The sequence below is a fragment of the Patulibacter ginsengiterrae genome, from assembly GCF_056269115.1.
This window is the reverse complement of sequence record NZ_JBWDOG010000006.1, coordinates 103,839-116,964: the sequence shown is the minus strand read 5'-3', so window position 1 is coordinate 116,964 and position 13,126 is coordinate 103,839. Positions and strand designations below refer to the sequence as shown.

Genomic DNA, 13,126 nt, shown 5'->3' with positions numbered 1-13,126 from the left:
CGCGGCCGCCGGCACCGATCGACCCTCCCGCGCCGCCACGGCGGCCGCGGACACGCCCACCGACGGGCGACGGGCGTACGCTGCGTCGGTGCAACCGTCCGGGGCTCCTCCTGCTGCGACGTCCACCGGTCGCCCCGAGTGGGCGGGCGTGCTGGCGGCCGCGCTCGGGATCACCCTGGCGACCGCGGCGATCGGGCTGCTGGCCGGCTCCGTGCCGGTGCTCTCGCTCGGGGTCCTCTACGTCCTGCCCGTGCTGTGGGTCGCGACCCGCTGGGGCGTCGGGCTCGGGATCGCGACCGCGGTCGCGTCGATGCTCGCCTACAACTGGTTCCACCTGCCGCCGATCCACCGCTTCACGCTGGTCGACAGCCGGCACTGGTCGGCCGTCGGGGTGCTGCTGGTGGTCGCGGTCGTCTCGGCCCGGATCGCCGAGGCCGGCCGGCGCGAGGCCCGCCAGGCCGGGCTCGCGCGCCGTGAGACGGAGCTGGTCGGCGAGCTCGCCCGCACCGTCCTGAGCGCGCGTCGGGTCAACGACGCGCTGCCGGAGGCGGCCCGGCTGCTGTCCGTCTACGTCGGGGTCCGGGTCACGCTGGTGCTCGGCGAGGGCGCGCTCGGGCGGACCTCGCCGGAGACCGCGATCGGGCTCGACGGCCCGACCGGCACGATCGGTGCGGTCCGGCTCGAGCGGGAGATCGAGGACCCGGCGATCGACGGTGCCCTGCGGCAGCGGATCGCGCCGGCGCTGGCCGCAGCGCTGGCCGCCGGCAGCGAGCGCGAGCGGTTGGCCGCCGCCAGCGTCGAGGCCGAGACCCTGCGCCGCAGCGACGAGGTCAAGACCACGCTGCTGCGGACCGTCAGCCATGACCTGCGGACCCCGCTGACCCAGATCTCGGCCGCGGCCGCGGCACTCGCCTCGCCGTCGCTGGAGGAGTCCGAGCGGATCGAGCTGGCCGGCGGGATCGAGGAGGGCGCCGAACGGCTGGCGGCGATGATCGAGAAGCTGCTCGACATGTCGCGGCTGGAGGTCGGTGCCGCCAGCCCGCGGGCCGATCGGGTGCCGCTCGACGACCTCGTCCGCGACGCGCTCGAGGCGGTCGGCCCCGCGGCCGGACGGGTCACGCTCGAGGTCGAGGAACCGCCGCCGGGCGTGCGCGCGGATCCGGCCCAGGTCGTGCGGATCCTCGTCAACCTGCTGGAGAACGCGCTGCTGCACGGGCGCGGGAGCGGGCCGGAGGGCGACCGGGTGCTGATCCGCGTCGCCCGCCGCCGGGGCCGGGCGGTGGTGCGGATCGTCGACCGTGGGCCGGGCGTCCCGGACGCCACCCAGGCGATGGTCTTCCGGCCGTTCCACCGCAACCCGCCGGCCGGCGGTACCCACGGGACCGGCAGCGGGCTGGGGCTGGCGATCGCCCGGGGCTTCGCCGAGGCCAACGACGGCACGCTCCGGGTCGAGAGCTATCCCGGCCAGGGGGCGGCGTTCGTGCTCGAGCTGCCGCCGGACGAGGCGACGGCGGCCGACTCCGGCCCCGGGGCGACGCGTGGGACCGACGAGGACCCGGAGGGGGAGGAGCGATGAGCGCCGGAGGCAAGACCGTCCTGGTCGTCGACGACGAGCGCCAGATCGTGCGGGCGCTGAAGGTGCTGCTGCGCGACGCGGGCTTCGAGATGATCGCGGCCGGCGGCGTCGAGGAGGCGCTCGACCTGGCGGCGCTGCACGGGCCGGACGCGGCGATCGTCGACCTGATGCTGCCCGACGGCAGCGGCGTCGACATCTGCCGCGGACTGCGCGAGTGGTCGGCGATGCCGATCGTGGTGCTGTCGGCGGTCGACGACGAGGACGAGAAGGTGCGGGCGCTGGAGGCCGGCGCCGACGACTACGTGACCAAGCCGTTCGGCCCGCGCGAGCTGGTCGCGCGGCTCCAGGCCGCGGTCCGACGGGCGGCCCCGGTCGGCGGCGAGCCGGTGATCCGGGTCGGCGACCTCGAGGTCGACGTCGCCGGCCACCGGGTCAGCCGCGACGGTCAGGAGATCCACCTGACGCGGACCGAGTTCGGGCTGCTGCGGACCTTCGTCCGCCACCGCGGCAAGCTGCTCACCCACCAGGCGCTGCTGCTCGAGGTCTGGGGCGCGGCCTACGCCGACGACACCGCGACCCTGCGGACCCACATCGCCAACCTCCGCCGCAAGATCGAGGGCCCGGTCGCGGCCGACGGCAGCGGCGGCCGCCTGATCCGGACGGAGACCGGGGTCGGCTACCGGCTGCTCGGCTGAGCGGCGGCCGGCGGGGCACGAGCCCGCCGCTTCTGCTCGAGGTTCGCCACCCATACGGTGGTCAACCTCGAAGAGAACGGCCGGCTGGCCCCGGCCCGGCGTCAGGCGGCGGCGCGGCGGCTCTCGTCGTGGATCTCGCCGACCAGCTCCTCGAGCACGTCCTCCAGCGCGACCACGCCGAGCACGGTCCCGTCCGGGCCCTCGACCCGGGCCAGGTGGGCGCCGGAGCGCTGCATCGTGGTCAGGACCGTCCGCAGCCGGTCGTTCTCGCGGACCGTCGGCAGCGGGCGCCAGGCGGTCGTGGGCACCGGGCGACGGCGGATCGCCTCGTCGCCGTCGAGCACGTCCTTGAGGTGCAGGTAGCCGGTCAGCCGGCCGTCGGGCCCCCGGACGGGGAACCGCGAGAAGCCGGTCCGCCCGGCCAGCGCCTCGACCCGCTCGGGGGTCGCGGTCGCGTCGACGGTCTCCAGCTCGGCGAGCGGCAGCAGCACCGAGCGGGCGTCGCGGTCCTCGAACTGGAGCGCGTCGAGCAGCAGCTGCCCCTCACCGTGCTCCAGCAGCCCCTCGCGGTGGGACTCCTCGACCAGCCCGGCGACCTCGTCGCGGGTGAAGGCGCTGGTGACCTCGTCCTTCGGCTGGATCCCGACCGCCCGCAACGTCACGTTGGCGATCCAGTTGAGGCCGGCGATCGCGGGACGGAGCACGCGGACGACCAGGACCAGCGGCGGCCCGAGCACGAGCGCGGAGCGGTCCGGTCCGGCGAGCGCGATGTTCTTGGGCACCATCTCGCCGACGACCACGTGCAGGAAGACGACGACCGTCAGCGCGACCACGAACGCGATCGGGTGCAGCAGCGCGTCGCTGACCCCGACCGCGTTGAGCGGCCCTTCGATCAGGTGGGCGACGGCGGGCTCGCCGATGTAGCCGAGTCCGAGCGAGCAGATCGTGATCCCGAGCTGGGCGCCGGCCAGCATCAGCGAGATGTTCTCCATCGCGCCGAGGGTCACGCGGGCGCGCCAGGAACCGTCCTCGGCCTGGGGCTCGATCACGGTCCGGCGGGCGGAGATCAGGGCGAACTCGGCCCCGACGAAGAAGGCGTTGGCGGCGAGCAGGACGATCGCCAGCAGGATCGCGAGGACGGGGCTCATCGCTCGTCCTCCTCGGACTCGTCGTAGTCGTCGTGGACGATCGGGACGACGATGATCCGCAGCTCGTCGACCCGCAGGCCGTCCATCCGCTCGACGGTCAGCACGACCTCGTGCTCGGGGTCGTCGCCGAGCGGCAGGTCGAGCTCGACCGCGTCGCCGACCTCGGGGATCCGCTCGAGGTGGAGCGCGACGAGGCCGCCGAGGGTCTCGTACTCCTCGTCCTCGGGGATCTCGACGCCGACGATCTCGGAGGCCTCGTCCGGCCGCAGCAGGGCGGAGAGCAGCCAGCTGCCGTCCGGGTCCTGGTGGGCCTCGGACGAGCGGTCGTCGTGCTCGTCGAGGACCTCGCCGACGATCTCCTCGATCAGGTCCTCGAGCGTGACGATCCCGTCGACGCCGCCGAACTCGTCGACGACCACGGCCATCTGCAGCCCGCCCTGGCGGAGCACGCCGAGCAACGGGTCGAGCTCCAGGGTCGAGGGCACGACGACCGGGTCGACCATCACGTCGCGGACGAGCACCTGGTCCCGCTCCTCGTAGGGGACGGCGACCGCCTGGCGGATGTGGACGACGCCGGCGATCTCCTCGGAGCCGTCGGTCTCGACCGGGAACCGCGAGTGGCCGGTCTCGCGGGCGAGCCGCAGGACGGCGGCGACCGGCTCGTCGTCCTCGATCGTGTGGACCCGGGTACGCGGGGTCATCACGTCGTCGGCCCGCCGCTCGCCGAAGGCCAGCGAGCGCTGGAGCAGGGTCGCGGTGTTGGTCTCGAGCGTGCCCTTCTCGGCCGAGCGCTGCACGAGCGAGCTGAGCTCCTCGGCCGAGCGCGCGGACGCCAGCTCCTCCTGGGGCTCGATCCCGATCCGGAGCAGGATCGCGTTGGCGGAGCCGTTGAGCAGCCGCAGCGGGTAGGACATCGTGCGCGTGAACCCGCGCTGGAAGCCGGCGACGGCGCGGGCGGTCTGGATCGGCCGGGCGATCGCCAGGTTCTTGGGGACCAGCTCGCCGAAGACCATCGTGAAGGAGGTCGCCAGGACCAGGGCGATCACGACCGCGACGCCGTGGACGGCCGCGCCGGAGACGCCGATCTCCGCGAGCGGGCCGTCGACGAGACGGGCGATCGCGGGCTCGGCGAGGAAGCCGATCGCGAGGTTGGTGATGGTGATCCCCAGCTGGGCGCCGGAGAGCTGGGTCGAGAGCGTGCGCAGGGCCTTGCTGACCCCGAGCGCGCGGCGGTCGCCGTCGTCGGCGAGTCGGTCGACGGTCTGTCGGTCGACGGTCAGGAGCGAGAACTCGGCGGCCACGAAGGCTCCGCAGGCGACGACCAGGACGATCGCGACCAGCAGCAGCAACAGCTCGGTCACCGGGCCCCGCTCTCGTCGGCGCGGACCTGGTGGGGGTGGGAAGCGCGCGCTAGGGCACGCTCCGCACCTCGGGGCGGATCGTCGTCAGCGTGCGCAACGGCACGCCCGGGACTGTCGGACGGATCGTCGCCAGGACGGGGGCTCATCCTCGGGAATGGTACGGGTCGTGCGGCCTCGCGTGTTGCGGGCCCTCGGGCCGTGGACGGCGGGTCCCCCGGATGGCGGGCGCGCCGGCCCGATCGCGGTGGTTGCGGGCGGGGGCAGACTAGGCTTCGGAGCGTGCACGATCGGACGATCTCCTCCTGGCTCATGGACATGGACGGGGTGCTCGTCCACGAGGACCGGATGGTGCCCGGCGCGGATCGCTTCCTCGCGCGGCTGGCGGAGCTGAGCCTGCCGTTCCTGGTCCTGACGAACAACTCGATCTACACCCGCCGCGACCTCTCGGCGCGGCTGCGGGCCAGCGGCCTCGAGGTGCCCGAGCGGGCGATCTGGACCTCGGCGCTGGCCACCGCCCGGTTCCTCGCCGACCAGCGGCCGGAGGGCTCGGCGTTCGTGATCGGGGAGGCCGGCCTGACGACCGCGCTCCACGAGTGCGGCTACACCCAGACCGACCGCGATCCCGACTACGTGGTGCTGGGGGAGACCCGCACCTACAGCTTCGAGCGGATCACGCAGGCGATCCGGCTGATCGCCAACGGCGCCAAGTTCATCGCCACCAACCCGGACAACATCGGGCCCTCGGTCGAGGGCCCGATGCCGGCGACCGGCTCGGTCGCGGCCCTGATCAGCCGCGCGACCGGCGTCGAGCCGTACTTCGTGGGCAAGCCGAACCCGCTGATGATGCGCTCGGCCCTGAACGCGCTCGACGCCCACTCCGAGACGACGGCGATGATCGGCGACCGGATGGACACGGACGTCGTCTCCGGGCTCGAGGCCGGGCTGGAGACGATCCTCGTCCTGACCGGGGTCGCCACCCGCGAGGCGGCCGCCCGCTTCCCGTACGTGCCGTCGCGGATCGTCGACTCGGTCGCGGACCTGGTCGAGCGGCTCGGCTAGCCCGGGCGGTCCCGGCCTAGCGGCTACTCCTGCTCGCGGGCCTTCGGCGGCAGCCGGAACGCGAGCAGGAAGCTGACGGCGAGCGGGATCAGGCAGATCCAGGCGGTCGTCGCCAGCGCCTCGGTCGAGGGGCGGTGGTCGTCGAGCAGGGCGAAGAAGGTCGTTCCGACGACGGCCACGCCGAGCGCCGCGGCGAGCTGTTGCACGGCGTTGAGCAGGCCCGCGGCGGAGCCGACCTCGTGCTCGGCGACGCCGGACAGGATCACGTCGAACAGCTGGCCGAAGACGTAGCCGACGCCGAGGCCGGTGACGAAGATCCCGGGCGTCAGGGTCCAGCTGCCGACGTCGCCGGCGTCGACGCCACCGGCGGTCAGGGCCAGGGTCACCATCCCGAGCGCGGTGATCGCGATCCCGATCGGCAGCAGTGAGCGGCCGAGGCGGCCGATCGGGGTGAACGCGGTGAGCATCGCCACGACCATCCCGAGCGACATCGGTGCGATGGCGAGCCCGGTGCGGGCGGCCGAGAAGCCCTCGCCGACCTGGAGGAACAGCGACAGCACGAGCGTGATCCCGCCGAGGGTGGCGAAGAAGCCCAGCGCGGTCGCGATCCCGACGGTGTACGAGCGGTTGCGCATCAGGCTCAACTCGATCAGCGGCGACTGCTCGCGGCGGCGCTCGTAGAGGACGAAGGCGACGGTCAGGGCGACGCCGGCGGCGAGCATCGCGAAGCTCCACGCCGGCCAACCGAGCTGGCGGCCCTCGATCAGCGGGTAGATCACGCAGACCGCGGCCAGCCCGACGAGCAGCATGCCGCCGAGGTCGAGCCGGATGCCCGGCGTCGGATCGCGTCGCGGCAGCACCTTGATCGCGGCGACCAGGGCGAGCAGGCCGACCGGCAGGTTGATCAGGAAGACCATCCGCCAGCCGGTCCCGAAGAGGTCCGCGTCGACCAGCAGCCCGGCGAGGATCGGGCCGGCGATCGTCGAGATCCCCAGCACCGGGCCGAAGAAGCCGAAGACCTTGCTGATCTCCTCCTGCGCGAAGACCTCCTTGAGCATGCCGAAGCCCTGGGGGAGCAGGAGCGCTCCGAAGCCGCCCTGGAGGGCGCGGGTGGCGAGGAGCACCTCGGGGGTCGGCGCGAGCGCGCAGGCCAGCGAGGAACAGAGGAAGCCGCTGGCGCCGATCAGGAACAGACGCCGGCGCCCGAAGATGTCGCCGAGCCGGGCGCCGGTGATCAGGAAGATCGCGAAGGTGAGGGTGTAGGCGGCCCCGAGCCACTGGAGGGTGGCGGCACCGCCACCGAGGTCGTCGCGGATCGCCGGGCCGGCGACGTTGACGATCGTCGCGTCGACGAGGTCCATGACATCGGCGACGAGCACGACCGCGAGCACCGCCCAACGCCAGCGGTAGGGCGGTTCGTCGGCGGCTGGGTCCGCTGGGTGCTCGGGGGAGAGGGCGACGGAGGGGGAGGGCATCGGGCAGGAAGGGCTCGCCGCGGAGACGAAGGGTGGTGGGCGGAGAACGGGCCGGGCGACCTCACGGCAACGACCGTGCACGGGCCCGGAGACCGCCGGAGAACGGCGTTCTGGAAGAACACCGTTTGTCACGAACGACGCTCGCTTCGATCAAGGTACGGTACGAACGATGTTCGTGTAGCCGCTAGGCTGGGGCCGTGTCCCCCGAAGCCCGTTCCCGCAGCACCCGTGACCGCCCGGCGAAGGCCCCGTTGAGCGAGGGCGTCGTGATCGACGCCGGACTCCGGATCCTCCGGCAGGACGGCCTCGACGCGGTCACGATGCGGCGGGTCGCGACCGACCTCGACACCGGCCCGGCCTCGCTCTACGTCTACGTCAAGGGCCGCGAGGGGCTCTGCCGCGCGATGCTCGACCGGGTCATCGGGATGGTACCGCTCGAGACCCCCGATCCGCAGCGTTGGCGCGAGCAGCTGAACGGGTTGCTGAGCGGGCTGCTGGCCGCGTTCGAGGCCTACCCCGGAATCGCCCGCGCGTCGTTGGACGGCGTCCCGACCGGGGAGAACGCGCTGCTGCTGACGGAGGCGATCCTGGGGACCCTGCGGGCCGGCGGGATCGACGGGCAAGCAGCGGTCTGGGCCTGCGACGTGCTGCCGACGATGGTCACGGTGCGGGCGATCGAGGTGGCCGCCGTCCAGGAGCACGAGCGGATGCAGGGCACGGCGGGAGCAGCACCGACCTTCGCCGAGGTCGTCGGGGGGCTCTCGGCTCGGCGCTTCCCGCACATGACCGAGCTCGCCCCGGAGCTGGTCCGGGACGACGGCGACGTCCGCTTCGCGTTCGCGATCGACACCTTCGTCGCGGGCCTGGTCGCCCGCAGCACGCGGTAGGGGCCCGCTGGCCCGCCGGGCCGCGGATCGTCAGTGTACGGCGGCACTTCCGGCGTCTTCATACGATCTTGACGCCGGTCGAGATCTCTCCATACCGACTTGACGGGCGCGGTCCCAGGCTGGTCGTATGGACCTCCTCGCCCTCGGCATCGCCGCCGTCTTCTTCGGCACGATGCTGCTCCTCATCGAGGCGGTGGACCGCGCATGAGCGGCATCGCCCTCTTCGGTCTGGTCGCCTCGCTCGTCGTCGCGGCCTACCTGCTCTACGCCCTGCTGCGGGGGGAGGAGCTCTGATGCTGGCCTCCTGGTTGCAGGTCGCCCTGCTCTTCGCCCTCGTCCTCGCCGTGACGCCTCTACTCGGCGGCTACATGGCGCGGGTCTTCGCCGGTGAGCGGACCTTCATGTCGCCCGTGGTCGGGCCGTTCGAACGACTGCTGCTGCGCCTGATGCGCGTACGGCGCCCCGCGACGGGCAGCGAGCTCGGCGTCGGGCAGGACTGGAAGCAGTACGCCCGCAGCGTGCTGCTGTTCTCGTTCGGGTCGTGGCTGCTGCTCTACGCGCTGCTGCGGCTCCAGGCGAGCCTCCCCGGCAACCCGACCGACCTCTCGGCCGCGCCCTGGGACGTGACCTTCAACACCGTCTCGTCGTTCGTCGCCAACACCAACTGGCAGTACTACGCGGGCGAGACGACGCTGAGCTACGTCGCCCAGATGACCGGGCTGGCGGTCCAGAACTTCGTCTCCGCCGCCGTCGGCCTCGCGGTCGCGATCGCCGTCATCCGCGGGATCGCCGCCCGCCGCTCGCCGAGCGACGACGGCCCCGCGACGCTCGGCAACTTCTGGGTCGACCTGACCCGTGCGCTGCTCTACGTGCTGCTCCCGATCGCGATCGTCGGCGCGCTGTTCCTGGTCACCCAGGGCGTGCTCCAGACCCTCGGCGGCCCGGTCGACCTGCAGACGCTCGTCGGCGGCAGCCAGACGCTGGCCCGCGGGCCGGTCGCCTCGCAGGAGGTGATCAAGATGCTCGGCACGAACGGTGGCGGCTTCTTCAACGTCAACTCGGCGATGCCGTTCGAGAACCCGACCGGGCTCTCCAACCTCTTCGAGATGCTGCTGGTGCTCTCGATCCCGGCGGCGCTGACGGCGACCTACGGCCGGATGGTCGGCAGCCGCCGACAGGGTTGGGCGATCTTCGCCGCGATGGCCGCGATGTTCCTGGCGCTGGTCGTCGTGATCACGCTCGCCGAGCACGCCGGCACCCCCGCCCAGCACGCCGCGGGCGTCAACACCGCGCTCTTCGACGGCGGCAACCTCGAGGGCAAGGAGCAGCGCTTCGGGACCGCCGCCAGCGGGCTCTTCAACACGGTCACGACGGTCACCTCGACCGGCGGCGTCAACTCCGCGATGGAGTCGCTGACCGGGCTCGGATCGTTGGTGCCGATGGTCGGCATGGGCGCCGGCGAGGTCATCTTCGGTGGCGTCGGCTCGGGCCTCTACGGGATGTTCGTCTTCATCCTGCTGGCGGTCTTCATCGGCGGCCTGATGGTCGGCCGGACCCCGGAGCTGCACGGCAAGAAGATCGAGGCGCGCGAGATCAAGCTGGCGATGCTCGGCGCCCTGTACATGCCGGCGACGGTCCTGATCACGACCGCGCTCGGGGTCGGGACCAGCTACGGCAAGGTCTCGAACTTCGCGAGCGGGCCACAGGGCTTCTCCGAGACGCTCTACGCGTACCTCTCGCAGGGCAACAACAACGGCTCGGCGTTCGCCGGATACACCGGCTTCGTCCAGCCCAACGGGAACAACGACGGCGCCTTCGGGATCACCTTCGCCGACCTGCTCGGCGGGCTCTCGATGCTGTTCGTCCGGTTCTTCCCGATCGTGATCGTGCTGGCGATCGCGGGCTCGCTGGCCCGCAAGCAGGCGCGCGGCAACGGTGACGGCCTCAGCGCCGGGACGTTGCGCACCGACAGCCCGACGTTCGTCGTCCTGCTGATCGGCGTGATCGTCCTGATCGGCGCCCTGACGTTCTTCCCCGCGCTGCTGCTCGGCCCCGTCGTCCAGTCCCTGACCGGGCACCTCTACTAGCCCCAGGGCCAGAGAAAGACACGCACATGCGCAAGGACGTCATCACCTCACTGCTCGCCGTCGTGACCTTCACGGTCCTGCTCGGCATCGCCTACCCGCTGGTGGTCACCGGCCTCAGCCAGGTCCTGATGGAGCACAAGGCCAACGGCTCGCTGGTCAGCCAGAACGGCAAGCTCGTCGGCTCCAAGCTGATCGCCCAGGACTTCCGTCGGCCGCTGCTGGGCGCCGACGGCAAGCCGAAGCTCGACGCCGACGGCGAGCCGGTGCTCGTCGCCGACAAGCGGTACTTCCAGCCGCGGCCGTCGGTCACGGGCTACGCGGCCAACGCGACCGCGTTCAGCAACCTCGGTCCCAACAGCGTCGACACCCGTGACGCGACCCGGGCCAACCTCGACGCCTACCTCGCGCTCGAGCGGCCGTTCGACCGGTCGCTCGTCGCGGAGCGGGTGCCGGTCGACGCGGCGACCTACTCGGCGTCCGGGGTCGACCCCCGGATCTCGGTCGCCAACGCCCGGATCCAGGCCCACCGGGTCGCGAAGGTCCGGGGGCTCCCGCTCGCTCGCGTCCGGGCCCTGATCGACGAGCACACGGGCGGCCGCGACCTCGGGGTCCTCGGGGAACCCGGCGTCGACGTCCTCTCCCTCAACCTCGCCCTCGACCACGAGGCCACCGCCTCGGGCCGGGCGGCGACGACCAACCCCACCGGAGCCTCCCGATGACCGAACGTTCCGATCGTTCGCTGCTGGACCCGCAGATCCTGCGGCCCGCGCTGCTCGACAGCCTGCGCAAGCTCGACCCCCGGGTGCAGCTGCGCAACCCGGTGATGTTCGTCGTCGAGCTCGGCGCGCTCGTCACCACGATCATCTGGCTCGTCCAGGCGCTGGGCGCGGGGGAGAGCATCGGCGTCGACGGCCAGCCGGCCTGGTTCGCCTTCGTGGTCGCGCTCTGGCTGTGGCTGACCGTCGTCTTCGCCAACCTCGCCGAGGCGCTCGCCGAGGGCCGCGGCAAGGCCCAGGCGGACACGCTCCGGGCGATGCGCTCGGAGACCACCGCCCGGCTCGCGGACGGGACGACTCGTGCGGCCGGCGAGCTGCACCGCGGTGACGTGGTCGTCGTCGAGGCGGGCGAGGTGATCCCGGGCGACGGCACCGTGGTCGAGGGGATCGCCTCGGTCGACGAGTCGGCGATCACCGGCGAGTCGGCCCCGGTGATTCGCGAGGCCGGCGGCGACCGCAGCGCGGTCACCGGCGGCACCCGCGTGCTCTCCGACCGGATCCTGGTCGAGATCACGCAGGAGCCCGGCCACTCGTTCCTCGACCGGATGATCGCGCTCGTCGAGGGCGCGGCCCGCCGCAAGACCCCGAACGAGGTCGCGCTCGGGATCCTGCTCGCGGGGCTCTCGCTGGTCTTCCTGGTCGTGGTCACGACGCTCGGCTCGTTCGTCGACTTCGCGGGCTCGGAGGTCTCGATGGTGACCCTGATCGCGCTGCTGGTCGCGCTGATCCCGACCACGATCGGCGCGCTGCTCTCGGCGATCGGGATCGCGGGCATGGACCGGCTGGTCCGGCGCAACGTGCTGGCGCTGTCGGGACGCGCGGTCGAGGCGTCGGGCGACGTCGACGTGCTGCTGCTGGACAAGACCGGGACGATCACGCTCGGCAACCGCCAGGCGACCGAGCTGCTGCCGATGCCCGGGGTCGCGGCCGACGAGCTGGCCGAGGCCGCGCTGCTCGCCTCGCTCGCCGACGAGACCCCGGAGGGCCGCTCGATCGTGGTCCTCGCCCGCGACCTGCTCGGTCGCGGGGACGACGACGGCGACCTGGTCCACGACGCGCGGATGGCGTTCGTCCCGTTCACCGCCCAGACGCGGATGAGTGGGGTCGACATCGAGGACATCGAGGGCAACGTGCGGGCCCTCCGCAAGGGCGCCGGCGACGCGATCGTGCGCTGGGTCGAGGCCGGCGCCGCCGCCGGTCGGGCGGGTGCGGTCCCGGCCGCGCTGCGCGAGACGCTCGACCACGTCGGCCGCGAGGGCGGCACGCCGCTGGCGGTCGCCGAGGACGGCCGCGTGCTCGGGGTGGTCTACCTCAAGGACGTCGTCAAGCCGGGGATGCGCGAGCGCTTCGACCGGCTGCGGGCGATGGGCATCCGCACGGTGATGGTGACCGGCGACAACCCGCTGACCGCGGCCAAGATCGCCGACGAGGCGGGGGTCGACGACTTCCTCGCGGAGGCGACGCCGGAGCGCAAGCTGACCCTGATCAAGGAGCAGCAGGCGGGCGGCCGGATGGTCGCGATGACCGGGGACGGCACCAACGACGCTCCGGCGCTGGCCCAGGCCGACGTCGGCGTGGCGATGAACACGGGCACCCAGGCCGCCCGCGAGGCCGGGAACATGGTCGACCTCGACTCCAACCCGACGAAGCTGATCGAGATCGTCGAGGTCGGCAAGCAGCTCCTGATCACCCGCGGGGCCCTGACGACGTTCTCGATCGCCAACGACATCGCCAAGTACTTCGCGATCCTGCCGGCGATCTTCGCCACCGTCTGGGCGACCGGTGGGGCCGGGTCCGAGGGGCCGTTGGCCAAGCTCAACATCATGGACCTGGGCACCCCCGAGTCGGCGATCATCTCGGCGATCGTGTTCAACGCGATCGTGATCCCGCTGCTGGTGCCGATCGCCCTCCGCGGCGTCCGCTACCGGCCGGTCGGCGCGACGGCCCTGCTGCGGCGGAACATGCTGGTCTACGGGCTCGGCGGCGTGATCGCCCCGTTCGTCGGGATCAAGCTGATCGATCTGGTCGTCCACAACCTGCTGGGGGCGTGAGCACGGTGATC

Annotated in this window: 10 protein-coding genes; 7 read left to right on the top strand and 3 right to left on the bottom strand. The window is 72.6% G+C overall.

The genetic code is table 11. The annotated features are described in order from the left end of the window. Positions 1 to 88: 88 nt before the first annotated feature. Together ACVUH9_RS10870 and ACVUH9_RS10865 are read left to right on the top strand one after the other, a co-directional pair. Positions 89 to 1,576, top strand: coding sequence for a sensor histidine kinase (locus ACVUH9_RS10870; protein ID WP_475756751.1), 1,488 nt, complete (start codon positions 89 to 91; stop codon positions 1,574 to 1,576). Continuing rightward, entirely contained in the window at positions 1,573 to 2,271 is a 699-nt protein-coding gene (locus tag ACVUH9_RS10865; protein ID WP_475756750.1) for a response regulator transcription factor, read from the top strand. The genes ACVUH9_RS10870 and ACVUH9_RS10865 overlap by 4 nt, the downstream gene beginning before the upstream one ends. A gap of 101 nt (positions 2,272 to 2,372) precedes the next feature. Here ACVUH9_RS10865 and ACVUH9_RS10860 read toward each other — a convergent pair whose 3' ends face one another. Next, on the bottom strand, positions 2,373 to 3,419 hold the full coding sequence (locus ACVUH9_RS10860) for a hemolysin family protein (RefSeq protein ID WP_475756748.1): 1,047 nt from the start codon (positions 3,417 to 3,419) through the stop codon (positions 2,373 to 2,375). Further along, positions 3,416 to 4,780 carry a hemolysin family protein gene (locus ACVUH9_RS10855; RefSeq protein ID WP_475756746.1) on the bottom strand — a complete coding sequence of 455 codons (1,365 nt, stop codon included), beginning with the start codon at positions 4,778 to 4,780 and terminating at the stop codon, positions 3,416 to 3,418. Before ACVUH9_RS10855 ends, ACVUH9_RS10860 begins: the two co-directional genes overlap by 4 nt. Positions 4,781 to 5,089: 309 nt before the next feature. On the opposite strand from ACVUH9_RS10855, the gene ACVUH9_RS10850 reads away from it, so the two are divergent. Continuing rightward, positions 5,090 to 5,839 carry an HAD-IIA family hydrolase gene (locus tag ACVUH9_RS10850; RefSeq protein ID WP_475756962.1) on the top strand — a complete coding sequence of 250 codons (750 nt, stop codon included), beginning with the start codon at positions 5,090 to 5,092 and terminating at the stop codon, positions 5,837 to 5,839. A 23-nt stretch (positions 5,840 to 5,862) separates the two neighbouring features. Here ACVUH9_RS10850 and ACVUH9_RS10845 read toward each other — a convergent pair whose 3' ends face one another. Continuing rightward, positions 5,863 to 7,314: an MFS transporter gene (locus tag ACVUH9_RS10845; RefSeq protein ID WP_475756744.1), complete on the bottom strand. Its 1,452-nt coding sequence runs from the start codon at positions 7,312 to 7,314 to the stop codon at positions 5,863 to 5,865. A gap of 197 nt (positions 7,315 to 7,511) precedes the next feature. Here ACVUH9_RS10845 and ACVUH9_RS10840 point away from each other — a divergent pair, with 197 nt between their 5' ends. From ACVUH9_RS10840 to kdpB, 4 genes are all read left to right on the top strand, one after another. Then, positions 7,512 to 8,201: a TetR/AcrR family transcriptional regulator gene (locus ACVUH9_RS10840; RefSeq protein ID WP_475756742.1), complete on the top strand. Its 690-nt coding sequence runs from the start codon at positions 7,512 to 7,514 to the stop codon at positions 8,199 to 8,201. Positions 8,202 to 8,494: 293 nt separating this feature from the next. Next, the gene (gene kdpA / locus ACVUH9_RS10835; RefSeq protein WP_475756740.1) at positions 8,495 to 10,288 is read left to right on the top strand and encodes a potassium-transporting ATPase subunit KdpA; all 1,794 of its coding nucleotides are present in this window, start codon (positions 8,495 to 8,497) and stop codon (positions 10,286 to 10,288) included. A 26-nt stretch (positions 10,289 to 10,314) separates the two neighbouring features. Continuing rightward, complete coding sequence (locus ACVUH9_RS10830) at positions 10,315 to 11,007, top strand: potassium-transporting ATPase subunit C (RefSeq protein WP_475756738.1); 693 nt, start codon at positions 10,315 to 10,317, stop codon at positions 11,005 to 11,007. Then, positions 11,004 to 13,115 carry a potassium-transporting ATPase subunit KdpB gene (kdpB, locus tag ACVUH9_RS10825; RefSeq protein ID WP_475756737.1) on the top strand — a complete coding sequence of 704 codons (2,112 nt, stop codon included), beginning with the start codon at positions 11,004 to 11,006 and terminating at the stop codon, positions 13,113 to 13,115. The genes ACVUH9_RS10830 and kdpB overlap by 4 nt, the downstream gene beginning before the upstream one ends. Positions 13,116 to 13,126 lie beyond the last annotated feature (11 nt).